Annotated in this window: 20 protein-coding genes and 1 tRNA gene; 13 read left to right on the top strand and 8 right to left on the bottom strand. The window is 74.6% G+C overall.

Annotation, left to right across the window (positions count from 1 at the left end; translation table 11 throughout):
• Positions 1-33: 33 nt before the first annotated feature.
• Positions 34-894: a phosphatase PAP2 family protein gene (locus AC0VX4_RS02305; RefSeq protein ID WP_475464526.1), complete on the bottom strand. Its 861-nt coding sequence runs from the start codon at positions 892-894 to the stop codon at positions 34-36.
• Positions 895-1,004: 110 nt separating this feature from the next.
• On the opposite strand from AC0VX4_RS02305, the gene AC0VX4_RS02310 reads away from it, so the two are divergent.
• The 6 genes from AC0VX4_RS02310 (at position 1,005) to AC0VX4_RS02335 (ending at position 9,737) form a co-directional block, all read left to right on the top strand.
• Entirely contained in the window at positions 1,005-1,691 is a 687-nt protein-coding gene (locus tag AC0VX4_RS02310) for a hypothetical protein (protein WP_216879503.1), read from the top strand.
• Between the two features lie 78 nt (positions 1,692-1,769).
• Positions 1,770-2,843, top strand: a complete 1,074-nt coding sequence (locus tag AC0VX4_RS02315; protein ID WP_475464527.1) for an o-succinylbenzoate synthase — start codon at positions 1,770-1,772, stop codon at positions 2,841-2,843.
• Positions 2,844-3,071: 228 nt separating this feature from the next.
• A complete protein-coding gene (locus AC0VX4_RS02320; RefSeq protein ID WP_269601331.1) occupies positions 3,072-5,219 on the top strand; it encodes a PhoX family protein in 2,148 nt (715 codons plus the stop codon).
• A 116-nt stretch (positions 5,220-5,335) separates the two neighbouring features.
• Positions 5,336-7,279, top strand: coding sequence for a 2-succinyl-5-enolpyruvyl-6-hydroxy-3-cyclohexene-1-carboxylic-acid synthase (gene menD, locus AC0VX4_RS02325; protein WP_475464528.1), 1,944 nt, complete (start codon positions 5,336-5,338; stop codon positions 7,277-7,279).
• The gene (locus AC0VX4_RS02330; RefSeq protein WP_475464529.1) at positions 7,276-8,676 is read left to right on the top strand and encodes a geranylgeranyl reductase family protein; all 1,401 of its coding nucleotides are present in this window, start codon (positions 7,276-7,278) and stop codon (positions 8,674-8,676) included. The genes menD and AC0VX4_RS02330 overlap by 4 nt, the downstream gene beginning before the upstream one ends.
• Positions 8,673-9,737 carry a polyprenyl synthetase family protein gene (locus tag AC0VX4_RS02335; protein ID WP_144879414.1) on the top strand — a complete coding sequence of 355 codons (1,065 nt, stop codon included), beginning with the start codon at positions 8,673-8,675 and terminating at the stop codon, positions 9,735-9,737. The genes AC0VX4_RS02330 and AC0VX4_RS02335 overlap by 4 nt, the downstream gene beginning before the upstream one ends.
• Positions 9,738-9,788: 51 nt before the next feature.
• Here the strand turns inward: AC0VX4_RS02335 and AC0VX4_RS02340 are convergent, their stop codons facing one another.
• From AC0VX4_RS02340 to rarD, 3 genes are read right to left on the bottom strand one after another with little or no spacing between them, the layout of a single operon-like run.
• On the bottom strand, positions 9,789-10,286 hold the full coding sequence (locus AC0VX4_RS02340; RefSeq protein WP_230282081.1) for an HIT family protein: 498 nt from the start codon (positions 10,284-10,286) through the stop codon (positions 9,789-9,791).
• Positions 10,283-10,777 carry a hypothetical protein gene (locus AC0VX4_RS02345; protein WP_475464530.1) on the bottom strand — a complete coding sequence of 165 codons (495 nt, stop codon included), beginning with the start codon at positions 10,775-10,777 and terminating at the stop codon, positions 10,283-10,285. Before AC0VX4_RS02345 ends, AC0VX4_RS02340 begins: the two co-directional genes overlap by 4 nt.
• A gap of 9 nt (positions 10,778-10,786) precedes the next feature.
• On the bottom strand, positions 10,787-11,806 hold the full coding sequence (rarD, locus tag AC0VX4_RS02350) for an EamA family transporter RarD (RefSeq protein WP_145032863.1): 1,020 nt from the start codon (positions 11,804-11,806) through the stop codon (positions 10,787-10,789).
• Between the two features lie 142 nt (positions 11,807-11,948).
• Here rarD and AC0VX4_RS02355 point away from each other — a divergent pair, with 142 nt between their 5' ends.
• Together AC0VX4_RS02355 and AC0VX4_RS02360 are read left to right on the top strand one after the other, a co-directional pair.
• Complete coding sequence (locus tag AC0VX4_RS02355) at positions 11,949-13,367, top strand: FAD-dependent oxidoreductase (protein ID WP_475464531.1); 1,419 nt, start codon at positions 11,949-11,951, stop codon at positions 13,365-13,367.
• Positions 13,368-13,408: 41 nt separating this feature from the next.
• Positions 13,409-14,704 (top strand): MFS transporter, encoded by a 1,296-nt coding sequence (locus AC0VX4_RS02360; RefSeq protein WP_098470718.1) that lies wholly within the window; start codon positions 13,409-13,411, stop codon positions 14,702-14,704.
• A gap of 188 nt (positions 14,705-14,892) precedes the next feature.
• On the opposite strand, the gene AC0VX4_RS02365 is transcribed toward AC0VX4_RS02360, so the two are convergent.
• Positions 14,893-15,396, bottom strand: a complete 504-nt coding sequence (locus AC0VX4_RS02365; RefSeq protein WP_475464532.1) for a hypothetical protein — start codon at positions 15,394-15,396, stop codon at positions 14,893-14,895.
• Between the two features lie 40 nt (positions 15,397-15,436).
• Entirely contained in the window at positions 15,437-15,925 is a 489-nt protein-coding gene (locus tag AC0VX4_RS02370) for a YajQ family cyclic di-GMP-binding protein (protein WP_036383893.1), read from the bottom strand.
• Positions 15,926-16,134: 209 nt separating this feature from the next.
• Here AC0VX4_RS02370 and AC0VX4_RS02375 point away from each other — a divergent pair.
• Positions 16,135-16,216, top strand: a tRNA-Tyr gene (locus AC0VX4_RS02375).
• A gap of 220 nt (positions 16,217-16,436) precedes the next feature.
• Entirely contained in the window at positions 16,437-18,221 is a 1,785-nt protein-coding gene (locus tag AC0VX4_RS02380; protein ID WP_475464533.1) for an AMP-binding protein, read from the top strand.
• 15 nt (positions 18,222-18,236) lie between these two features.
• Here the strand turns inward: AC0VX4_RS02380 and AC0VX4_RS02385 are convergent, their stop codons facing one another.
• Together AC0VX4_RS02385 and AC0VX4_RS02390 are read right to left on the bottom strand one after the other, a co-directional pair.
• A complete protein-coding gene (locus tag AC0VX4_RS02385; protein WP_002856878.1) occupies positions 18,237-18,701 on the bottom strand; it encodes a hypothetical protein in 465 nt (154 codons plus the stop codon).
• 205 nt (positions 18,702-18,906) lie between these two features.
• Positions 18,907-19,935 carry a DNA-3-methyladenine glycosylase family protein gene (locus AC0VX4_RS02390; protein WP_475464534.1) on the bottom strand — a complete coding sequence of 343 codons (1,029 nt, stop codon included), beginning with the start codon at positions 19,933-19,935 and terminating at the stop codon, positions 18,907-18,909.
• A gap of 162 nt (positions 19,936-20,097) precedes the next feature.
• Here AC0VX4_RS02390 and AC0VX4_RS02395 point away from each other — a divergent pair, with 162 nt between their 5' ends.
• The 3 genes from AC0VX4_RS02395 (at position 20,098) to AC0VX4_RS02405 (ending at position 24,260) form a co-directional block, all read left to right on the top strand.
• Positions 20,098-21,663: a pyridoxal-phosphate dependent enzyme gene (locus AC0VX4_RS02395; RefSeq protein ID WP_475464671.1), complete on the top strand. Its 1,566-nt coding sequence runs from the start codon at positions 20,098-20,100 to the stop codon at positions 21,661-21,663.
• 61 nt (positions 21,664-21,724) lie between these two features.
• On the top strand, positions 21,725-22,984 hold the full coding sequence (locus tag AC0VX4_RS02400; RefSeq protein ID WP_475464535.1) for a cystathionine gamma-synthase: 1,260 nt from the start codon (positions 21,725-21,727) through the stop codon (positions 22,982-22,984).
• A gap of 67 nt (positions 22,985-23,051) precedes the next feature.
• Complete coding sequence (locus tag AC0VX4_RS02405) at positions 23,052-24,260, top strand: amidohydrolase (protein WP_475464536.1); 1,209 nt, start codon at positions 23,052-23,054, stop codon at positions 24,258-24,260.
• Positions 24,261-24,277: the final 17 nt, after the last annotated feature.

Here is a 24,277-nt window from a genome sequence, read left to right on the forward strand (position 1 = left end):
GGGTGGGGGGCGGTGAGCGTGCGGGGAGGGGGGTCAGTCCGCGCGGCCGCGGCGGAAGGCCGTGCCGAGCGCGCCCCACAGCAGGACCGCGGGGGAGGCGCTGAGCAGGATCCCGGCCGGCTCGGCCGCCGGGTGGGGGCCGGCGCCGCTGGTCGCGGGGGTGTCGAGGGTGAGGGCCAGCAGCACCAGCCCGGCCGCCAGGCCCGCGACGCCCAGGGACCAGAGCGTGGCCTCCACGCCGCGGGCGCCGCGCGGTGCGGGCCGCGGTGCGCCGTCGTACCGGGCGAACGGCACGGCGAGCAGCCCCCAGGCGGCGGACACGAGCGCCGCGGCGGCCATGTCCGACGGCCGGTGCCAGGCCTCCGTGTAGGCGACGGCGCCGGTGCAGGCGCTGACCACGGCGCCGAGGACGGTGGTGAGCGGTCGCCACCGGGCCGGCACGAGCACCAGCGCGGCCACAGCGGCGCCCGTCGCGAGCGTCATGTGGCCCGAGGGCAGTGAGTTGCCGCCGGACCACGGGACCCCGTCGGCGTGTTCGGGCCGTGGAAGCGCCGCCTTGAGCAGCTGCGTGGTGAGGTTGGACCCGGCCAGCACGAGGAGGGCGAGCAGCCCCCGCCGCCGCCACCGGGCCACGGCGAGCGCGCCGAGCGAGGCCAGGGCCATGCCGACCGCCAGCCCGAGCGGCAGGATCCGCACCACCTGGGAGGCCACGTCCGGCACGGTGTCCGCGTAGCGCTCCTCGACCGCGCGGAACACCTGGTACTCCAGCACCTGGCCGGCGGAGGACCACACCAGGGCGGCGTAGACCAGCACGACGCCGGCCACGCACGCGGCCAGCGCCAGCCACCACGTCCACGAGGGGAGGCGGCGCGGGGCGCGGGTGGCGGGGGGCATGGGTTCCATTGTGTCGGACGCGCAGCCGTCATGCAGGCTTCATCGGACGGTCACGCCCCCGTCGCCGTCCCGTCCTCCGCGCCGCTGAGCCGCCTGCCTAGCCTGGGGCCATGACCCGCGTGCCCCCCGCCCACGGACATCGCCCGGCCCTCCGCGACTCCACCGGGACGGTCCCCGGCCCGGGCGTCGAGCCGGGTGCCCGGCCCCGTCTCTCGGCCGAGGACCTGCTGGCCGCCCGGGACGCCCTGGCCCCGTTCGGCCGGCTGAGCCGGCAGGAGCCCATCGAGTGGGCCGCCGAGGAGCCCCTCGCCCCGGACCTGGCCGACTTCTACCGCTACGTGGGGCCGGAGTGGCTGGAGATCGACACCCTCGGCCTGCCCGTGATGTTCTTCCCGCTGGACCGCCTGTGGGACGAGCAGGCCGGCTACCGGTGGAACCACCGCACCGGTGCCCTGCTGGTGGACTGGAACGACGACTGGACGGTGGTGGCCAAGCAGGGCGCCGACCCGTTCATCCACGCGGCCTCCACTGGCCAGGTGCTCATGGCCCCGGGAGACGAGGGGTGGGAGGACCGCCTGGACGAGCCGCGACCGGTCTTCCGGGACCTCACGGAGATGGCCCGCGCGCTCGCGGCCGTGGGCACGGCGTGGGCGCGCTTCGACGACCCGTTCACCGCCGACTGGCATCTCACCGAGGAGGTGACGGCCGCCGTCGTCGCCGGCCTGGAGGAGGTGCTCGGCGCCCACGACCGCGCCGTGGACCTGGCCCGAGCCCTCGGCTACCTCCGCGCCGTCTGAGCGTCGGCGCCGCCCCGGGAGCCCCACCCCGCCGGCGCCCGTCGGAACGGGAGCCGAGCGCTTTCCTACACTGGCCGCATGAGCACCGCCCCCGCCCTGCCTCCGCTGCCCGGCGCGCCGGGCGGTCCCACCCTGCCGAGCGTCGAGGAGCTGCTGGCCGACGCCGTCGCGGTCGCCCTGCCGATGCGCGTGCGGTTCCGCGGCACGGACCTCCGTCACGCCCTGCTGCTGCGCGGCCCGGCGGGCTGGGCCGAGTTCTCCCCGTTTTCGGAGTACGGTCCGCACGAGTGCGCCGCGTGGCTGGCCGCCGCGATCGAGGCCGGCTGGCAGGGCTGGCCCGCCCCGGTCCGCCAGACCGTCCCCGTCAACGCCACCGTGCCCGCAGTGGCGGCGGCCGACGTCGAGGCCGTCCTGGCCCGCTACGGCGACGGCATCACCGCGGTCAAGGTCAAGGTGGCCGAGCACGGCCCCGAGGGCGGGCTCGTCCCCGGCAGCCGCGAGGCCGACCTGGCCCGCGTGCGGCGGGTGCGCGCGCTGCTGCCCCACGCGCAGGTCCGCGTCGACGCCAACGCCGGCTGGACGCCCGCCGAGGCCGTCGACGTGCTCACCGCGCTGGCCGACGTCGGCCTCGAGTACGCCGAGCAGCCCGTGCCCGGCATCACCGACCTCGCGGAGGTCCGCGCGGAGCTGCGCGCCCGGGGTGTCCCCACCCCGATCGCCGCGGACGAGGCGGTCCGCAAGGCCGAGGACCCGCTCGCCGTCGCGGCCGCCGGGGCCGCGGACCTGATCGTGGTGAAGGTCCAGCCGCTCGGGGGCGTGCGCCGCGCCGCGGCGATCGTGGCGGCCGCGGGGCTGCCCGCGGTGGTCTCCTCCGCGCTGGACACCTCCGTGGGCATCGCCGGCGGCGCCGCGCTCGCCGCCTGCCTGCCGTCCCTGCCGCACGCGTGCGGGCTCGGCACCGCGGCGCTCTTCGAGCACGACGTCGTCGCCCCGGCCTGGCGCCCCCGCGCGGGGGCCCTCCCGGCACCGGGGGAGCGGGCACCCGCCCCCGACCCGGACCTGCTCGACCGCGTCCGGGCGGACGGGGCGCGGCAGGCGTGGTGGGCCGACCGCGTGCGCGCGGCCCACGCGGTGCTGGCCGCGCAGGGCTGACGGGCCCGCCCGGTCCCCGTCCGCGCGGGGAATGTGAGCCGGATTACAGCACGTCGACGGGACGAAATCCGGCGGCCGGGAAGAGTTCAACTCGCGGCCACCTGGGCGTGGCTCACCGCTCGTGGCGGGAGGCCAGGGTGATGGCGGCTCCGGCCGGTCTCACCCCCGGGGTCACCTCCGGCCCGGCACCGGACCCCGAACCATCCCCACGACGCGAAGGACCCCGTCATGCTGAAGCGCCTCCTCCCCATGGCCGGCCACACCCGTGGCAACCGCTCCGCCGTCACGTGCGAGCTCAAGTGCGGCAACGCGTGCGCCCACCCGGTGCCCAACACCTCGGCGAACCCGACCTTCCAGCAGATCGCGGAGACCGCCATCTCGCGCCGCTCCGCCCTGGTCGGCGGCACCGGCCTCGCCGCCGCCGTCGTCATCGGCTCCCAGGTGGCCCAGGCCCCCGAGGCGCTCGCGGACAACGGCCGGCGTCCGACCGGCGGCGGCAAGCTCCCCTTCGAGCCCATCGCGCCGGTGAGCCGCACCGTGGACACCATGACCGTGCCGGAGGGCTACGACTGGGGCACCGTGATCCGCTGGGGCGACCCGCTGTTCGCCGACTCCCCGGAGTTCGACATCGAGCACCAGACCGGTGCGTCGCAGGCCGCCCAGTTCGGCTACAACAACGACTACCTGAACATCATCTCCGACGGCGGCAACGACCGCTCCGGCTACCTCGTCTCCAACCACGAGTACACCAACGAGAACATCATGTTCTCCCCGGAGTACATCGCCTCGAACTTCGAGGACGTCGTCAACGTCGGCCTCCAGGCCCACGGCCTGTCGATCGTGGACCTCCAGCGCGCCAAGCGCGGCGCCCAGTGGGAGTACGTCCGCGGCGGCCGCCGCAACCGCCGCATCACCGGCACCACCGAGTTCGAGGTCCGTGGCCCGGCCGCCGGCCACGCGCTGCTCAGGACCGTCGAGGACCCGACCGGCACCCGCGTGCTGGGCACCCTGAACAACTGCGCCGGCGGCACCACCCCGTGGGGCACCGTGCTCTCCGGCGAGGAGAACTTCAACCAGTACTTCAAGGGTCGCGGCACCGCCGAGGAGAAGCGCTACGGCATCTCCGCCTCCGCCACCAGCCGCGGCTGGGAGAAGGTCCACGACCGGTTCGACCTGACCAAGCCCGGCTACGAGAACGAGGCCAACCGCTTCGGCTGGGTCGTCGAGATCGACCCCGAGGACCCGACCTCCACGCCCGTGAAGCACACCCTCCTGGGTCGCTTCAAGCACGAGGCCGGCACCGCCGTGATCTCGCCGTCCGGCCACGCCGTGGTCTACTCCGGCGACGACGAGCGCCACGACTACCTGTACAAGTTCGTCTCCGCCGAGAAGGTCCGGGAGGGCGACAAGAAGCACAACATGCGCCTGATGGACAAGGGCACCCTCTACGTGGCCAGGTTCTCCGGCGACTCCCCGGCCGCCCAGATCGACGGCAGGGGCACCCTGCCCTCGGACGGCGCCTTCGACGGCTCCGGCGAGTGGATCGCCCTGGCCGACGAGAAGACGTCCTTCGTCCCGGGCATGTCCCTGGCCGAGGTCCTCGTCTACACCCGCCTCGCGGCCGACAAGATGGGCGCCACCAAGATGGACCGCCCGGAGGACGTCGAGACCAACCCGGTCACCGGCAAGGTCTACGCGGCCCTGACCAACAACACCAAGCGCACCGCCGTGGACGAGGCCAACCCGGTCATCGGCAACCGCGACGGCCACGTCCTCGAGATCACCGAGCAGGGCGGGGATCACACCTCCACCGCCTTCACCTGGGTCATCCTGCTGCTCGCCGGCGACCCGGCGGTCTCCTCCTCGGCCTACTTCGCCGGCTACCCGAAGGAGAAGGTCTCCCCGATCTCCTGCCCGGACAACCTGGCGTTCGACTCCGAGGGCAACCTCTGGATCTCCACCGACGGCCAGCCCGGCACCATCGGCTACGCCGACGCACTGCACAAGGTCACCCTCGACGGCGCCGAGCGCGGCCGCGTCCAGCAGTTCCTCGCCGTCCCGCGCGACGCCGAGACCTGCGGCCCCGTGATCCACGACCGCGACAACTCCGTGTTCGTCAACGTCCAGCACCCGGGCGAGGACGGCACCTGGGGCGCGCACACCTCCTCCTTCCCGGACTTCCTGAGCCCGACCGGCCCGGTCCAGGTGGGCGACAAGGTCGCGGCCCCGCGTCCGTGCGTCGTCCAGGTGTTCAACGCCACCGGGAACAACGGCATCGGCAAGGGCGCCGGCAAGGAGAAGGGCAACAAGGGCAAGGGCGCCGGCAAGGAGAAGGGCAACAAGGGCAAGGGCAACGGCAAGGGCCCGAAGGGCTGACCCCCACCACCGCGGGGACCCTCGACGAGGCCGTCACGGCCGGCGCCACCGCGTCACCGTGGCGGCCTCGCCGCGTCCGGGGCCCGTCCGCGCCCGGGCCTAGACTGGTGGCCACCATGACCTCCGTCGACTCCCTCTCCGTGGCGCGCGCCGTCGCCACCGCCCTGATCGACGCCGGCATGCGGGACGCGGTGGTCTGCCCCGGCTCCCGCTCCGCCCCGCTGGCCTACGCGCTCGCGGCCCTAGAGCGCGCCGGCGAGGTCCGCCTGCACGTGCGGGTGGACGAGCGCTCGGCCGGCTTCCTCGCTCACGGGCTCTCGCTGGCCTCGGGGCGCCCGGTGGGCGTGCTGACCACCTCGGGCACCGCCGTCGGGAACCTGTTGCCCGCCCTGATGGAGTCCTTCCACGCCGGCACACGCGTGATCGCGCTGACCGCGGATCGTCCGCCCGAGCTGCACGGCACCGGCGCGAACCAGACCACGGACCAGAGGGGCGTGTTCGGCACGCACGTCCGCCATGCCGCCTCCCTCGGCTGCGACGCCGCCGACGACGTGGACGCCGAGCAGCATCTGCGCCACGTGCGGGCCACCGTGCGCCGGGCCCTGCTGGCGGCCGACGGGGTCGTCGCCGAGGCCGGTTCCGACGACGGCGCGCCCGGTCCGGTGACGATGGCAGAGGCCCCGGCCGGACCCGTCCACCTGAACCTGCACTTCCGCGACCCGCTCGTGCCGAGCCCTGAGGAGGCGGCCGCCATGGGCGCCGCCGCCGCGGCGCCGCACGCCCCTGTTCCGGCCGTCGCCCCGACCGGCGCGAGTCCGGCCCCCGCCGCCGCGTCGGCCTACCGGGCACCCGGGGCGGTGCTCTCGGGGCTGCCCGAGCTGGACGTCGCCCGCCTGGACCAGCGGCGCACCGTCGTGCTGGCCTGTCACGGCGCCGGCCCCGCGGCCGCCGCCTTCGCGCTGTCCCTGGGCCTGCCCCTGCTGGCCGAGCCGTCATCGAACGCGCGGTTCTCCGCCAACGCCATCGCCGCGTATCCGCTCCTGCTGGGCGCGGCCGGCGGGCGCGACGCGGACGCGCACCCCCTGGCCGCCCGCATCGAACGGGTCGTGCTGTTCGGCCGGCCCACGCTCACCCGGACGGTCAACGCGCTGCTGGCCCGCCCCGACGTCGCCACGGCTCTGCACGCCCCCGAGCCCGCCCCGTGGTTCGAGCCGGGCCGGCGCCGGGAGACGCCCGTGGAGACCCTCGAGGAGCTCGCCGCCTTCGCCGGGCAGGGCGAGCCCGGCTGGCTCGCCGCATGGCAGGACGCCTCGATGCGCGCCCAGGCCGCCGTGGAGGACGTGCTCGTCACCACCGACGCCGGCGACCGGCTCAGCCCGCAGACGGTGGCGCACGTGAGCGCCGCCATGGTCCGGGGCCCGCTCGTGCTGGGCTCGTCCTCGGTGATCCGGGACGTGGACCTGACCTGGCGGCCCCCCTCGGCGCCGGACGCGGAGGTGTACGCCAACCGCGGGCTCGCCGGGATCGACGGGACCGTCTCCACGGCCGCGGGCGTCGCACTGGCGCGAGGACGGCGGACCGTGGCCCTGCTCGGCGACCTCACCGCCCTGCACGAGGCGGGCGGCCTGCTCGTGGGCCCCACCGAGACCGAGCCGGACCTCGACCTCGTGGTCGTCAACGACGACGGCGGGGCGATCTTCGCGAGCCTCGAACACGGGGCCGTGGCCGAGGCGCCCGGCATGGCGGACCCGGTCGAGCGGCTCTTCGGCACCCCGCACGGCGTGGACCTGGCCGCCCTGGCCGCCGCGTACGGCGTCCCGCACACGCGGGTCACCGACCGCGTCGACCTCGTCCGGGCCCTCGCCGACCCGGTGCGCGGCCGGCGTCTGCTCGAGGTCCGCTGCGACCGCGCCGACCGTCCGCGCGTCGCCGCCGCCCTGGCCGCGGCGGTGCGCGCCACGTTCCCGCCCGCGTGCCCCGTCCCGGACCGTGCGCCGGACGCCGGCCCGGCCCCCGCCCCGCCCACCGCCGAGCTCGCCGCCGAGGAGGCCCCCCAGTGACCGACACGCCGACGTCGCCCGCGCCCGACTCGACCCCCGCCGTCGTGCGCCGCGCCGACGTGCTGATCTCCGGCTGCGGCCCCGCCGGCGCCACCGCCGCCGCCCACCTCGCCGCGGTGGGGCTGGACGTGGTGGTGCTCGAGAAGACCGCGCACCCGCGTGAGAAGGTCTGCGGCGACGGCCTGACCCCGCAGGCGGTCCGGGAGCTGCAGCTGCTCGGCGTGCCCCACCGGGGCGAGCCCGGCGACGACGGCGGCTGGCGCGTCATCCGCGGCCTGCGGCTGCGCGCGGGCGAGCGCAGCGTGGACGTGCCGTGGGCGCCCACCCACACCTGGCCGGACTATGCGCTCACCCGCACCCGCCGGGACTTCGACGCCCTCCTGGCGGACCTGGCGCGCACCCGCGGCGCCGAGGTCCGCGAGCGGCACGCCGTCACCGGCGTCGTGCGGGACGAGGCCGGACGCGTGGTCGGGCTGGACGCGGAGCTGATCGCGCCGAACGGCCGCAAGACCGGCCAGACCGCCCGCTTCACCGCGCCGATCGTGCTCGCGTGCGACGGCGTCTCCGCCCGCGCCGCCGTCTCCGCGGGCCTGCACCGCCGCGAGGACCGGCCCATGGGCGTGGCCGTGCGGGCCTATTACACCGCCGGCGCCGCCGTCGACGGGGCGATCCCCGCCCCGCCCGGCGACCGGGGGGAGTGGATGGAGTCCTGGCTGCGCCTGCCGGACGCCGAGGGCAACCCGCTGCCCGGCTACGGCTGGCTCTTCCCGCTCGCGGACGGCACCGTGAACGTGGGCCTGGGCATCCTGGACACCTCCCCGCAGTTCGGGAAGCTGGACTACCGCGGGCTGCTGAAGTCCTGGACCGGGGCGCTCACCGCGGACTGGGGGATCGCCGAGCAGACGCGCACCTCGCGGATCCTCGGCGCGGCCCTGCCGATGGCGTTCAACCGCACCCCGCAGCACGTGCCGGGCATGCTCCTGGTGGGCGACGCGGCCGGCATGGTGTCCCCGTTCAACGGCGAGGGCATCGGGTTCGCGATGGAGGCGGCCCGCCTCGCCGCGGACCTGGCGGTGCAGGCGCACGGGGCCGGGACCGACGGCGCCGCGGACGCGATCCTGTCCCGTTACCCGGTGATCACCCAGCACCTGTGGGGCCGCCACTTCGCCCTCGGCGCCCGGTTCGCCCGCCTGATCGGCGATCCGCGGGTGATGAAGGCGGCGCTGGGCGCCGGGATGGCCGCGCCCCCGCTGCTGCGGGCCGCGGTGAAGGTCATGGGCAACACGGTGGACGCGCGGGGCGGCGACGCCGTCGACCGGGCCGTCCGCGTGCTCGAGGCGCTCACCCCCGCGCTGACGACCGTGGGCGGCGCGCCGTTGGGTAGGCTTGCCCGGTGACCACCGCAGACCCCGGCTTCGCCCTGCCCTCCGGCTTCGAACCCCTCGCCGAGCACGGCCGTGTCCTGGAGGTCGTGCTGACCGCGCTCGAGCAGGTCGAGGAGCAGCTGGACACCGCCCTCGGCTTCGACGACCTGTTCTCCGACACCGCCGCCCACCACCTGATGGCCGCCGGCGGCAAGCGGGTCCGTCCGGTCCTGACGGTGCTCGCCTCCCTCCTGGGCGACCCCGCCCTGGCCTCCGGCGAGGTCGCCGACGTGGACGCGCCCGCCCGCCAGGCCGCCGTCGTGATGGAGCTGACGCACCTGGCCACGCTGTACCACGACGACGTGATGGACGAGGCCCCCGTGCGCCGCGGCGCCCCCGCCGCCCACCGGCTGTGGGGCAACTCGGCGGCGATCCTGGCCGGCGACCTGATCTTCGCCCGCGCCTCCCAGCTCATGGCCGAGCTCGGCCCGCGGCCCGTGCAGATCCAGGCGGACACCTTCGAACGCCTCGTGCAGGGCCAGCTGTGGGAGACCCGCGGCCCGGCCGAGGGCGCGGACCCGATCGAGCACTACTACGCGGTGCTCTCCGGCAAGACCGGCTCGCTGATCGCCGCGGCCGGCATGCTCGGCGCGCTGCTGGGCGGGGCCGACGAGGCCGCCGTCCAGGTGATGCGCGCGTACGGCGAGAAGGTGGGTTTGGCCTTCCAGCTCGCCGACGACCTGATCGACCTCACCGGCGACGCCGAGCGGATCGGCAAGGTCCCCGGCACGGACCTGCGCGAGCGCGTGCCCACCCTGACCACGCTGCTGCTGGCCCGCGCCGCGCAGGGCGAGGGGCCGGAGGCCGAGGACGCCCGCCGGGTGCGCGCGCTCGTGGACGGGCCGCTCGACACCGACGAGCAGCTGGCCGCCGCCGTCGCCGCGCTCACGGGCCACCCCGCCATCGACGAGGCGTGGGAGATCACCCGCGGCTGGGCGGAACAGGCCAAGCAGGCGCTCGCCCCGCTGCCGGGCTCCGCCGTGAAGGCGGCGCTCGAGGCGTTCGCCGACTACGTGGTCGGGCGCTCGGCCTGACGCCGTGGTCCGCGGCTCCGCGGCGTCGCCGCCTCGATCCGGGGCGGCCGCTCAGTCCAGGTGGGTCGGGACGGGGTCCAGCGCGGCCGCGAGCTCCCGGGCCTTGAGGGCGCGGACCTCCGGGGCCACCGGGTGGCGCAGCTGCCGGTAGAGCATGTCCCCCTCGAAGCGCGGGAACACGTGCAGGTGGTAGTGCCACACGTGCTGGTTGCCGGCGGGCTCGTTGTGCTGGCGCGTGGAGACCCCGTCCGGGGCCCACGCGCGCTTCATGGCCAGCGCCACCTGCTGGGCCATCAGCGCGATGCGCTGCAGCACGCGCGGGGGCAGGTCGTAGAGGTTCTCGTAGTGCTCGGCCGGGCAGACCATGGCGTGGCCCTCGTGGTCGCCGAACCCGTCCACGGCGATCAGCACGAGCAGGTCCTCGTCCTGGTAGACGGTGTCCCCGAGCTCGCAGCGGTTGCCCGGGTCGGAGACGTCGCCGGCCACGAGCCCGCAGAACGGGCAGACGTAGCCGTCCGGGGCGTGGGAGACCGGGGCGGGCGCGGTCACCGGTCCGGCCCCTCGCCGTCGTCCTCGGGGTCCTCGAAGGTCCACGCGAGCAGGTCCGTGAGGAACTCGCTGAAGGTGCCGCCCTCGTCCTGCCAGTCGCCCTCGGGGGCGTCGGCGCCGGCGGAGCGCCGCCACACCAGCGGGTCCGGCAACGCCAGGTTGTCCACCGGCAGGCCCCACACGACCGTCTCGTCCGCGTCCTCCAGGAACATGAGGAAGCCGTCCCGCACCTCGAGGTCCTCGGGGTCCCACACGTAGTGGTCCGTCTCCATGAGGTCGCCGCAGTTGCCCAGGGCGAGGTAGAACTCACGCAGGGCGGCCGGGATCGTGAGTCCGGCGCCGAGCTGCTCCGCCGCGGGGGACTGGGCCAGCCGGGCGTCGACGTCGGCGGGGGCGAGGCCGTCGTCCTCGGCCCAGGCGTCGCCCAACAGGTCCGGGACGAGCCGCTGGAAGGCCGGGAGGTACACGGGGGCGGGGGGCTTGGCGGGCATGTCGTCAGTCTAGGCCCGCGCGCCCCGTCTAACCCGGACCGGACGACGCTGCAGGCGGGAGGCGTGCAGCTGGTCGAGGGTGAACACCGCCAGCGAGAGCCAGATGAGCCCGAAGCCCGCCCAGCGGGCCGCGGGCATCTGCTCGCCGAGCACCGTGACCGCCACGAGGAACTGCAGGATGGGGGCCGTGTACTGCAGCATCCCGAGGGTGGTGAGCGTGAGGGAGCGGGCCGCCGCCGAGAACAGGATGAGTGGAACGGCGGTGGCCACGCCGAGCCCGGCCATGAGCCAGAAGTGGCCGGGCCCCTCGGTGACGGTCGTGAGCATCCCGGCCTGCGCCAACAGCACGCTGCCCACCACGAACACGGGGATCAGCACGACGGTCTCGGCGGTCATCGCGGTCACCGCGTGCACGGGGGAGGGGAAGCGCTTCTTCACGAAGCCGTAGAGCCCGAACGAGGTGGCCAGCCCGAGCGCGATCCACGGCACCTGCCCCATCGCCGCGGACATGACGACGACGGCGGCCACCGCGATCCCGACGGCCACCCACTGGCCCCGCCGCAGCCGCTCCCCGAGGAACAGCACGCCGAGCAGGACGTTCACCAGCGGGTTCATGAAGTAGCCGAGCGAGGCCTGGAGCACGTTGCCCGTGGTGACCGAGACCGCGTACAGCAGCCAGTTCACCGCGATGATCCCGGCGGCCAGCGCGGTGGCCCCCCAGCGGCCGGGTGTGGCCAGCGCCGTCCCCAGCTCGCGCAGCCGGCGCATCACGGTCAGCAGCACGAGGCAGAAGATCAGGGCGAAGCCGATGCGCACCACCACGATCTCCACGGCCCCGGCCGGCGCGAGCATCGCCATGTAGAGCGGCAGCAGGCCCCACACGAAGTAGGCGGTGAAGCCGAGGGCCAGCCCGCGCGGGTCGTCGGCCGGAGCCGGGGAGACGGTGGGCAGGGCACCGGTGTCGGGGGCGGCGCCGTCGGGGGTCGCGCCGGGCCGGGCAGAGGGGGAGGAGGGGCTCACGCGGACCACTGTACGGTCCGGGTGAGCACTCTCACCCAGGTTCCTCCCGGTCACGGAGGTAGACTGGGGGGTCGATCCCGCGCGCCGGTGCCGGGCCTCGCCCCGTGCTCCGCCGGCGTGACCCGCCGTCGTCGAAAAGGACCCACCCGCCGTGACCGTTCGCCCTGACCGCCCGTTGCGCATCGCCATCATCGGTGCCGGACCCGCCGGGGTGTACACGGCGGACATCCTGACCAAGGAGGAGCGGGACTTCCGCGTCAGCATCGACCTGTTCGACCGCTACCCGGCCCCGTTCGGCCTGATCCGCTACGGGGTGGCCCCGGACCACCCGCGCATCAAGGGCATCGTCACCGCCCTGCACAAGGTCATGGACCGCGGCGACATCCGGTTCCTGGGGAACGTGGACTACGGCACGGATCTGAGCCTGGCGGACCTGCGTCGGCACTACGACGCGATCGTGTTCTCCACCGGGGCGGTGCGCGACGCGGTCCTGGACGTGCCGGGGGTGGAGCTGGCCGGCTCGTTCGGTGGCGCCGACTTCGCCGCCTGGTACGACGGGCACCCGGATGTGCCGCGGCACTGGCCGTTGGAGGCCACGCAGGTGGCGGTGATCGGCAACGGGAACGTGGCCCTGGATGTGGCCCGGATCCTGTCCAAGCATGCCGAGGATCTGCTGCCCACGGAGATCCCGGACAACGTGTACCGGGACCTGGCCGCCTCCCCGGTCACGGACGTGCACGTGTTCGGTCGGCGCGGGCCGGCGCAGGTGAAGTTCACTCCGTTGGAGCTGCGGGAGCTGGCGCATTCCCGGGACGTGGACATCGTGCTGTACGAGGAGGACTTCGACTTCGATGAGGCCTCGGAGCAGGCGATCGAGGAGAACAACCAGGTCCGCACCATGGTGGGCACGTTGACGAACTGGCTGATGGAGCAGGAGGACCGTCAGCAGAGCGCCTCGCGTCGGCTGCATCTGCATTTCCTGCAGGCCCCGGAGCAGTTCCTGGACGAGGACGGGGACGGCCGGGTGGACGGTCTGCGGATGCGTCGGATGGAGCTGGACGGTTCCGGTGGGGTCCGCCCGACGGGGGAGACCGTGGACTATCCGGTGCAGGCGGTCTACCGGGCGGTGGGGTACTTCGGGTCTCCGGTGGAGGGGGTGGAGTTCGATGAGGTGCGTGGGGTGATCCCGAACGCGCAGGGCCGGGTGCTGGACGCGGATGGCGCCCCGGTGCCGGGGCTGTATGCCTCGGGGTGGATCAAGCGGGGCCCGGTGGGGTTGATCGGGCACACCAAGGGCGACTCGTTGGAGACGATCACGCATCTGATCGAGGACGAGCCGGGGCTGTGGACGGCCCAGGAGCCCTCCGAGGAGTCGGTGATCGAGCTGCTGGAGTCCCGTGAGGTGCCGTACACCACGTGGGCCGGCTGGCATGCTCTGGATGAGCATGAGAAGTCCTTGGGTGCGCAGGCGACGGAGGCCGGTCCGGTGGCGCGGGAGCGGGTGAAGGTCGTGGACCGGGAGGAGATGACCCGCATCTCCCGCGACGGGGCCTCCGTCCCGACCGTCTGATCCGGGGCGGGCCCTGGCCGCCCCGGCGCTAGGCTTCCGGGGTGGCCCGCCTCCTCGTCGACATCACCCCGCTGCGGGTCTCACCCGCCTACCGGCGGCTGTGGCTCGGCAACACGCTCTCGTACGTGGGCACGCAGCTCACGCTCGTGGCGGTGTCCCTCGAGGTGTTCGCCCTGACCGGCTCGTCGTTCGCGGTGGGCCTGCTCGGCCTCGCCGCGCTCGTGCCGCTCGTGGTCGCGGGCCTGTACGGCGGCGCGATCGCAGACCGGCACGACCGCCGCCGCGTCGCGCTGACCTCGTCGGCCGTCATGTGGCTGACCACGGTCGGCATCGCCGCGCAGGCCTGGGCCGGGCTGGAGTCGGTGCCGGTGCTGTACGCCCTCGTGGCCCTGCACTCCGGCGCGTCCGGCATCAACCAGCCCACCCGCGGCGCGATCATCCCCGCGCTCGTGGGCCTGCCGCTCGTGCCGGCGGCGAACGCGCTGAACATGATGACGTTCTCCGTGGCCCTCATGGTCGGCCCCATGCTGGGCGGCGTGCTCGTGGGGGCGGTCGGCTACGCGTGGACCTACTCGATCGACGTCGTCACCTTCCTGGCCGCCCTGTACGCCGTGTGGCGGCTGCCGTCCCTGCCGCCGCAGCAGGCCGAGGCCGCGGCCGCCTCGGGCGCGCGCGGGGGCCTGGCGTCGGTGGTCGAGGGCCTGCGCTTCCTCGGCTCGCGACCGAACCTGCGGATGACCTTCCTGGCGGACATCGTGGCCATGACGACGGCGTTCCCGCGCGCCCTGCTGCCCGCCATCGGCGCCGTGGTGCTCGGCGGCGGTGAGGCCGCCGTCGGGGTGCTGCTGGCCGCGATGGCGGCGGGCGCGTTCCTCGCGGGGCTGTTCTCCGCCCCCTTCACCCGCCTGCACGCGCAGGGCTGGGGCGTGTACGTCTCGATCCTCGTGTGGGGCGGGGCGGTGGCCGCGTTCGGCGGCGTGGTGTGGTGGGCGCGGTCCCTGCCCGACGGCGATCCCCGCCTCACGCTCGCGTTCGCCCTCGCCGCGCTGTGCATGGGGGCGGGCGGGGCCGCGGACTCGCTCTCCGGCGTCTTCCGCGGCTCGATCCTGCAGTCCGCGACCCCGGACCATCTGCGCGGCCGGCTGCAGGGCGTGTTCGTCGTGGTGGTGGCGGGCGGGCCGCGGCTGGGCGAGCTGATCACCGGCGGTGCGTCCGTGGGCCTGGGGGAGGGGCCGACCCTGCTGGCCGGCGGCGTGCTGTGCATGCTCGGCGTGAGCGCGCTGATGCGGTGGCAGCCCGGCTTCCTGCGCTACGACGCACGGAACCCCACGCCCTGAGCGGGCGTGGGGTTCCGTGACGGTGGCGAGGCGGGAGGCTGCGAGCCAGCGAGCGCCGAGCCGGACGTCTCTGCCCGTGAGCCAGATGATTCTGCTGCAGATCGGGCCGCGAAACCGCCGAATCGTCTGGCTCGCGTCGGCCTGAGCCGCCGTCTACGGGAGCCACCACGACGACGGCGGCCGGCGAGTCAGCGGTCGCGGTCGGCCTGGAGCGTGGCCGGGACCGCGCCACCCAGGCGCGTCCAGTGGCGGACGAGGTCCTCGTCCGGGGCCGCCTGGAGCGTCTCGCGGGCCGCCTCCTCCGCCTTCGTGATGCGGCGCTCCAGACTCTGGTCCGCGCCCTCGTAGGCGGCCGCGTGCCGGTGGGAGCGCAGCGATCCGACGTCCTCCGTGCGACGTTCCACCACCGCGAGCTGCTCGGCGATCGCGTCCTGGTTGGCGCGCTGGGCCTTCAGGTTCGCGGGGGCGAGCACCTGGGCCACGAACCCGTGGTCGAGGAGGAGGCCCCGCGGGGCGGCGACGCCGTGACGCAGCGCGAGGTCCACATGGTCGTCGAAGGTCAGGAGCATGGCGGCCTTGGCGAACTTCAGGTCGTCGACCGGGCGGCCGTCCACGCCGGCCCGGGCCCGCGCCCGGCCGATCGTGGTGTCGGCGGACCACACGGCCCCGCGAGGGTCGATCAGGTACAGCATGGGGACTCCTGGTGGGATCGGAGGGGAGGCGGCGTGCGGATCAGCGGAAGTTCACGAACTGCAGGTCCGCGTCCTCGAAGTCCTTGAGCATCGCGATGACCGACTGCAGGTCGTCGCGGGACTTGGAGGACACGCGCAGCTCGTCCCCCTGGATCTGGGCCTTGACGGACTTGGGGCCCTCATCGCGGATCAGCTTGGTGATCTTCTTCGCGGTGGGCTGGTCGATGCCCTCCTTCATGGTCGCCTCGATGCGGTACTCCTTGCCGGAGGCGAACGGGGCGCCGGCGTCGAGGGACTTGAGGGAGATGCCGCGCTTGACGAGCTTGGACTCGAACACGTCCTTGACGGCCTTGACGCGCTCCTCGGAGGAGGCCCTCATGAGGATCTTCTCGCCGGAGAAGTCGATCTCGGCGCCGACGCCCTTGAAGTCGTAGCGCTGGGCGATCTCCTTCTGCGCCTGGTTCAGGGCGTTGGACACCTCCTGGCTGTCCACCTTGCTGACGACGTCGAACGTGGAATCGCTGGCCACGGGTGCTCTCCTTCAGGGTCTGCGGACGGGGTGCGCCCGTCGACGACGGCCACTGCGGGGCCGCGCCGGGCGCTCTGCGGGCCAGCCTACCGGGGACGGCGGACGCGGTCCCGGGCCGATTGGCGGCGTGGCGCGGGGATGCTGTACAGTCGACTCTCGCCCGACCGGTGCGGTCGTCCTCGAGACGCCCGGCAGCCGCCGGGTGGCACGGCAGATTTCCCGAGCGGCCAAAGGGGGCTGACTGTAAATCAGCTGGCATTGCCTTCACTGGTTCGAATCCAGTATCTGCCACCGGAACGAAGACCCCGGGACCACACGGTCCCGGGGTCTTCTGCCGTCCGGGGCCGTGGCACCCCCCGTGTCCCCGCCCCGGGAGGTGGCGGCCTCCCGCCAGGCGACGTAGCCTGCCTGTGGTCCGTGTCACACCCGATGCCCTGTGCGGTCCGGTGGCGGCACGGCCCTGCATCGTGACGCCGTGCGGCGTCGCCCGACCATCCGCGAGGAGCGCCCGATGACCGAGTCCACCGCCCCCGAGTCCTTCACCCAGGGACCGACCGACGTCGAGCTGCTCGAGCAGACCCTGGCCCAGAACCTCGACGACACCGCCCGCCGGTTCGCCGACCGCGCCGCGCTCCTGGAGTGTGGACCGGACGGGGACCCGGCCACCGGCCGCACCTGGACCTACGGGCAGCTGCGTGAGGAGTCCGTGACGGTGGCCAAGGCGCTCATGGCCGCGGGCTACGAGGCGGGGGACCGGATCGGCATGTGGAGCCCCAACGTCGCCGAGTGGGTCTCGCTGCTCTACGGCGCGGCGCGTGCCGGCGTCATCCTCGTGAACCTCAACCCGGCGTACCGCGCCCACGAGCTGACCTACGTGGTCGAGCAGTGCGACATGCGCGGGCTGGTGGTGGCCTGCGCGGACGCACGCATGGACCCGCCCGCCACCGCACGCGCCGTGGCCCGTGAGTCGGCGCCGCACCTGCGGCAGCTGATCATGCTGCCGGCCGGGAGCGGCGAGGACGCCTACGCGCACGTGCAGGCCGGCGACGTGGCCGGCCGACACGCCGCCGATCCCGTGGCCGAGGGCACGTGGGCCGACTTCCTGGCCGAGGCCGCGCGGGTCTCGGACGAGGACCTGGCCGTGCGCGAGGCCGCCACCGGGCCGGCGGACCCCGTGAACCTGCAGTACACCTCGGGCACCACCGGCTTCCCCAAGGGCGTCACGCTGACGCATCGCAACGTGCTGAACAACGGCTTCCACATCGGCGAGCTGCTGGGCTACACGGAGGAGGACACCGTGGTGATCCCAGTGCCGTTCTTCCACTGCTTCGGCATGGTGATCGGCGTGATCGCCACCGTCTCCCACGGCTCGCTCGCCGTCATCCCGGCGCGCAGCTTCGAGCCGGTCTCGGCGCTGCGGGCTGTGGCCGCCACCGGTGCGACGAGCCTGTACGGCGTGCCGGCGATGTTCATCGCCATGCTCGCCCGGCCTGAGGCGGACGCGTTGGACCTGTCCACGCTGCGCACCGGCGTGATGGCCGGCTCCACGTGCCCCGTCGAGGTGATGAAGAAGGTCATCGACCGGTTCCACATGTCCGAGGTCGCCATCTGCTACGGCATGACGGAGACCGCGCCCGTGTCCACCATGACCCGTCGCGACGACTCCCTGGAGGTGCGCACCCAGACCGTCGGCCGGACCATGCCCCACGTGGAGACGAAGATCGTGGACCCCGCCACCGGTGACGTCGTCCCGCGCGGGGCCACGGGCGAGCTGTGCACTCGCGGCTACTCCGTGATGCTCGGCTACTGGGACGCCCCCGAGAAGACCGCCGAGGTGCTGGACGCCGACGGCTGGATGCACTCCGGCGACCTCGCCTCCATGGACGAGGACGGCTCCGTGCGCATCGAGGGCCGCATCAAGGACCTCGTGATCCGCGGCGGCGAGAACATCTCCCCGCGCGAGGTGGAGGAGTTCCTCTACACCCACCCGGACATCCAGGACGTCCAGGTGGTGGGCGTGCCGGATGAGAAGTACGGCGAGCAGCTCATGGCCTGCGTGATCATGAAGGACGGCGTCGAACCGCTCACGGTGGACGCCGTCCGCGAGTTCGCCGCGGGCCGGATCGCGCACTTCAAGATCCCGGCCTACGTCCGCGTGCTCGACGCCTTCCCCATGACCGTCTCCGGCAAGGTCCGCAAGGTCGAGCTGCGCGCGGAGGGCGCGAAGGTCGTCCAGGCCCAGGCCCAGGCCCAGGCCCAGGCCCAGGCCCAGGCCCAGGCCCAGAGCGTGGGCTGACGGCGGCCGTCACCCTCAGGCGGCGGGCAGCGGGAACACGTCCCAGATGGTGCAGACCGCCTCGGGGGCGGCGCCCAGGATGGCGGCACGGTAGGTGGTCGACCACGCCCGCGGGTCGGCGTCGCGCAGGCGCCACGTGCCGTCCGTGAGCACCGCGTCCACGAACGCGGAGGTGTCGGCGGGGCTGCCGTCCTCGTGGACCAGGGGGCCGCGACGCAGGGCCTCGCCCAGGTCGCCCGCCCGGCCGACGGCGTAGAGCGCGGTCTCGTCCGTGTCCAGCACGAGGCCGCAGTCCTCCTCGAAGGCGGTGATCCAGGCCATCGCGTGCCGCATGGCCTCGTCCGGGTCGGGATGGCGGGTCACGATGAGCACGGAGCCACGCGCGCCCGGACGCAGGGAGCCGGGCGTGCCGGGGCCGTGCGGGTCGGGCTCGCGCGGGGCGGCGGCGGTGTGCGGGCGGGGCTCGAAGGCGGTGGTCATGGCGGTCTCCTCCCGGGTGGGGACTCATCAGGGTCCCGGCGGCGCCGCGCCGGTCGGGGCGGCATCGCCCACGCTAGGAACCCGGGGCGGGCGGCCGGTCGGACCCGGCCGGGGCTGGGGAGGACACGCCGGGAGCAGCGGCCTGTGCAGGAGCGGAGGGGTCACGCGGACGCGCCGGCACGGCCTCGGCCGACCCGGCGTCGCGTCAGTGGGCGCGGTGGTCGGCCGGGGCGAGCTTGGGTCCGAACCCCTGCTTGCGCTCTCCGGAGAGCCCGATCATCCGCACCACCCGCTGCCGGTGCCCGGCCCACGGCGCGAGCAGGCGGAGCATCCCGGCGTCGTCGGTCCGGCGTCCCGTGAGGACCTGCCCCACGTACTGCGCCAGGTGGTAGTCGCCCACGGAGACGAGGTCCGCCGCCCCGTGGCTGCGCTGCAGCGCCTCGGCCGTGGTCCACGGCCCGATCCCGGGCACCGATTCCAGGCGCCGGGCCAGCGCGGCCACCCCGGCCGTGTCCCCGGGGGCGACCGCGTCGCCGAGCCGGTCGATGCTCGCGGCCCGCCGGGCGACCTCCAGCATGGTCCGTGACTGGGAGGGCTGCACCCAGGCCCGCGCATGCCAGTCCCACGAGGGGATCCGCAGGACGGCGGCCGGGGTCGGCGGCGGCAGCATCCCCGGCGGCACCGGGCCGGGGGCGGGCCCGTCGTCGTCGATCCGGGCGGCCAGCCGCACGAGGGTGCGCCAGCCGTGCCGCGCCTGGTCGTGGGTGACCTTCTGCTCGAGCACGGCGGTGAGCAGCTGCCGGGACAGCGCGCCCGCCGCCGGCAGCCGCAGCCCGGCCCGCGTCCGCCGCGCCTCGCGCACGTGCCGCGGCAGCGCGGGCGCGCCGGAGTCCGGCCGCAGCAGGGCGTCGAAGGCGGCCCAGCCGTCGTCGTGCAGGCCGAGCAGACGCTCCACGTCGGCGACGGCGGTGCGCGCGCCCGCGCCCCACGCGCGGGCCGTCACCGCGGTGCCGCCCCCTGCGGCCTCCCGGACGACGGAGACCAGCAACGACGTCGGCCGGCCCGGGCCGCCCGACGCCACGTCCGGGGCGGGGGAGCGCAGAGTGAGCCAGACGCCCTGCGGTGTGGCGCGGACCGTGGGGTCGGCCGCACCGCGCTGCAGGGGGCGCAGGGTGAGCGCGACGTCCACGGGGACGGGCACGCGTACGCGGCGCTCGGCGTCCGGGGCGGTCATGCCCGCACCGTACACCCGGGCCCGGACATGACGACGTCGGCCGTGACGGCGCGCACGCCGGGCGTTGCCCCGCGTGTCCGGAGCCCTCCTTCGGCGTCCGGCCCCTGGCGTAGCGTGGGGTGCGTGACTGAACAGACCCCCGCGCCCACCCCTGCGCAGCCCATGCAGTATGCCGAGAACGTCCTCGAGCTGATCGGGCACACCCCGCTCGTGAAGCTGCACTCCGTGACGGAGGGCATCGAGGCCACCGTGCTGGTGAAGGTCGAGTACCTGAACCCCGGTGGCTCCGTGAAGGACCGCATCGCGCTGAAGATGATCGAGGAGGCTGAGCGCGAGGGCCTGCTCGGCCCGGGCGGCACCGTCGTGGAGCCCACCTCGGGCAACACGGGCGTAGGGCTGGCCCTGGTCTCGCAGCTCAAGGGCTACCGCACCGTGTTCGTCACCCCGGACAAGGTGGGTCAGGAGAAGCGGGACGTGCTCAGCGCGTACGGCGCCGAGCTCGTCGTCACGCCCACCGCCGTGGACCCGACGTCCGAGGAGTCCTACTACGGGGTCGCCGACCGCCTCGTGCGGGAGATCCCCGGGGCCTATCAGCCCAACCAGTTCTTCAACCCCGCCGCCCCGGCCTCCCACTACGAGACTACCGGCCCCGAGATCTGGGAGGACACGGCCGGCCGCGTCACCCACGTCGTGATGGGCGCCGGCACGGGCGGCACCATCACGGGCACCGGCCGCTATCTCAAGGAGGTCTCGGCGGACCGCCCGTCCGGGCCCGTCCGCGTGATCGGTGCGGACCCCAGCGGCTCGGTGTACTCCGGCGGCGCCGGCCGGCCCTACTTCGTCGAGGGTGTCGGCGAGGACATGTGGGTGGACAACTACGACCCCGCGGTCCCGGACGAGGTCATCGCCGTCGAGGACGCCGAGGCCCTGGCCATGACCCGCCGCCTCGCCGCCGAGGAGGGCCTGCTCGTGGGCGGCTCCTCCGGTCTGGCCGTCGTCGCCGGCCTGCGCGCCGCCCGCGAGCTCGGCCCGGAGGACGTCATGGTGATCGTGCTGCCCGACTCGGGCCGCGGCTACCTCGCCAAGATCTTCAACGACCCGTGGATGGACGAGCGCGGCTTTGACTACGACGTCCGCGAGACCGTGCTGCCGGCGTGGGCGCGCGGGCGCACCCGCTCGGCGGTCCCGCAGACGGACGACGACGGCGCCACGGGGGCCGCCGGCGGGGCCGGCACGCCCGTCGAGGTGCTCGAGCACGCTGACGCCGAGCTGGCGACCCGCGCGGGCGCCCCCGCCGAGACCGACCGCTGGTCCGCGACGGCGGGGGAGCTGCTGACCGAGAAGGCCGACCTGTTCCCGGGATCCGTGCCCACCCTCGTCACCGCGGCCCCGACCACCTCGGTGGCGGACGCCGTCGCGACCATGAACCGGTACGGCGTCGATGCCCTGCCCGTGGTCCTCGAGCCCCGGCACGACCTGCGGATCGGCGAGGTCCGCGGCACCGTCTCCGCGGCCGCGCTCGCGGACGCCCTCGCCGCGGGGCGGGCCACCGCGCAGACCCCCGTCGCCGACGTCATGGGCCCCGTGCTGCCCAGCCTGGGGGCGCGCACCCCGCTGCGCGCCGTCGCCCGCCGCCTCGCCCAGGACCCCGTGCTGCTGGTGCTCGAGGCCGGCCGCGTCCAGGGCGTCGTCACCCTGCACGACGTCCTCGCCCACGTCACCGCCTGAGGCCGGCCGCACCGGCCGCGCCCGCCCCACCCGATCCGATCTCTCCGAGGAGGCTCCCGAGATGACCGAGCAGAACGTCCACGAGGACCCGCACGCCACCACCCCCGACACCGGCGCCGAAGACGCCCCCGCCCACCCCCGAGGGGGAGGCTTCGGCACGCGCGCCGTGCACGCGGGCCAGCACCTGGATGAGGTGTTCGGCGCCGTCGTCCCGCCGATCCACCTCTCGAGCACGTACGCGCCGACGGCCGTCGGCGAGCTGCGGCGCGGCTACGACTACGGCCGCGGCACCAATCCCACCCGGGACGCGCTGCAGGAGCAGCTGGCCGCGCTCGAGGCGGGCGTCGACGAGTCCGGCGCCCCCCGGGCCACCGGCCTCACGTTCGCCTCCGGCCTGGCCGCGGAGACCGCGCTGATCATGGGCGCGGGCCGGCCGGGCATGACGATCGTGCTCGGCAACGACGTGTACGGCGGCTCCTACCGCCTCATCTCCCGCGTGCTCGCCCCGTGGGGCGTGGAGCACGTCGTCGTGGACATGGGGGACGCCGAGCAGGTCGCCGCCGCCGTCGAGCGCGCCGCCGCCGCGGGGCCGGTCATGGTGTGGCTGGAGACCCCGTCCAACCCGATGATGAAGATCTCCGACGTCGCCGCGGTCGCCGAGGCGGCCCACGCGCACGGCGCCCTGCTCGTGGTGGACAACACCTTCGCGACGCCGTACCTGCAGTCCCCGATCGCCCTCGGCGCGGACGTGGTGGTGCACTCCACCACGAAGTACATCGGCGGCCACTCGGACGTGATCGGCGGGGCGCTCGTGATCCCGGACGCCGCACTCGCCGAGCAGGTGACGTTCCAGCAGTTCGCGGCGGGGGCCGTGAACGGGCCCCTGGACGCGTACCTGACCACGCGCGGCCTCAAGACGCTCGGGGTGCGCATGGACCGCCACCAGGCCAACGCCCAGGCCGTCGCCGAGTGGCTCACCGGCCGCGCCGAGGTCTCCCAGGTGCTCTACCCGGGGCTGCCGGACCACCCCGGCCATGAGCTCGCGCAGCGCCAGATGCGCGGTTTCGGCGGCATGGTCTCGATGCGCCTGGCCGGCGGCGCCGCGGCGGCTCGCCGCGTGGCCGAGTCGACCCGCCTGTTCCAGCTCGCCGAGTCCCTGGGCGGCATCGAGTCGCTGATGAACTACCCGGCGGAGATGACCCACGCCTCCGTGGCCGGCACCGAGCTGGCCGTCCCGGACGACCTGCTGCGCCTGTCGGTGGGCATCGAGGACGCCGAGGACCTCGTGGCGGACCTGGAGCGGGCTCTGGACAGCCTCTGACCCGCCGACGTCGGTGCCAGAGGTTTGCGCACGGGTGGGGAGCACCGGGCGGCGTAGTGTGATGGGCATGACCCTCACCGCCTTCGTCAACGCCCATGTCGTCCCCGTCGCCGCCGAGCCGTTCGACGGCACCCTGCTCGTCGAGGACGGCCGGATCACCGCGCTCGGCCCCGACGTCGAGGCGCCCGACGGCGCCGAGGTGGTGGACTGCGAGGGACGCTGGCTGCTGCCCGGCTTCGTGGATGCCCACGTCCACCTCGGCATGCATGCCGAGGGCGAGGTCGGTGCGACCGCGGACGTCAACGAGATGACGGACCCGGTGATGGCCGGGGTGCGGGCGATCGACGCCGTCGACCCGAACGAGCCGGGCTGGAAGGACGCCCTGGCCGGCGGGGTGACCACCGTGAACGTGAACCCCGGCTCGGGCAACCCGATCGGCGGCCAGGCGGTGGCGCTGCACACCCACGGACGCACCGTGGACGAGATGGTGCTGCGCAGCCCCTCGGGCGTGAAGTCCGCCCTCGGCGAGAACCCGAAGAACGTCTACAAGGAGAAGGGCCGCACCCCGTCCACGCGGCTGGGCACCGCCCTCGTGATCCGCGAGGCGTTCCTGCGGGCGCAGGGCTACATGGCCCGCCGCGCGGAGGCCGAGCGCGAGGGCAAGCCCTTCACCCGCGACCCCCACCTCGACGCCCTCGCCCTCGTCCTGGAGCGCACGATCCCCTGGCGCCAGCACTGCCACCGCACCGACGACGTCGCCACCGCCCTGCGCCTGGCCGACGAGTTCGGCTACGACCTCGTCCTGGACCACGGCACCGAGGCGCACCCGCTGGCCGACCAGCTCGCGGCCCGCGGCGTGCCAGTGCTGATCGGCCCGCTGTTCACCACCAAGTCCAAGCCGGAGCTGCGGGGCCGCTCGATGCGCAATCCGGGGCGTCTGGCGCGGGCCGGCGTCGAGATCAGCATCATCACCGACCACCCGGTGGTGCCCATCGACTTCCTCGTCTACCAGGCCGCGCTGTCGGTGAAGGAGGGCCTGGACCGGGAGACCGCCCTGCGCGCCATCACCCTGCATCCCGCGCGCGTGCTCGGGCTGGACGACCGCATCGGCTCCCTCGAGGTGGGCAAGGACGCCGACCTGGTGCTCTGGTCCGGCGACCCGCTCGATGTCATGCAGCGGGCCCTGCGCGTGTGGATCGGTGGCCGTCAGGTCATGGAGTACGACCTCGCCACGGCCCGGCCTGTCGTCGTCTCCGCCCGTCCCGTGGAGGACTGAGCGGCGCCGCCGCCCGT

Source organism: Micrococcus sp. 63XJN7_8_ISO-PGPR-S23-253, from assembly GCF_056173425.1.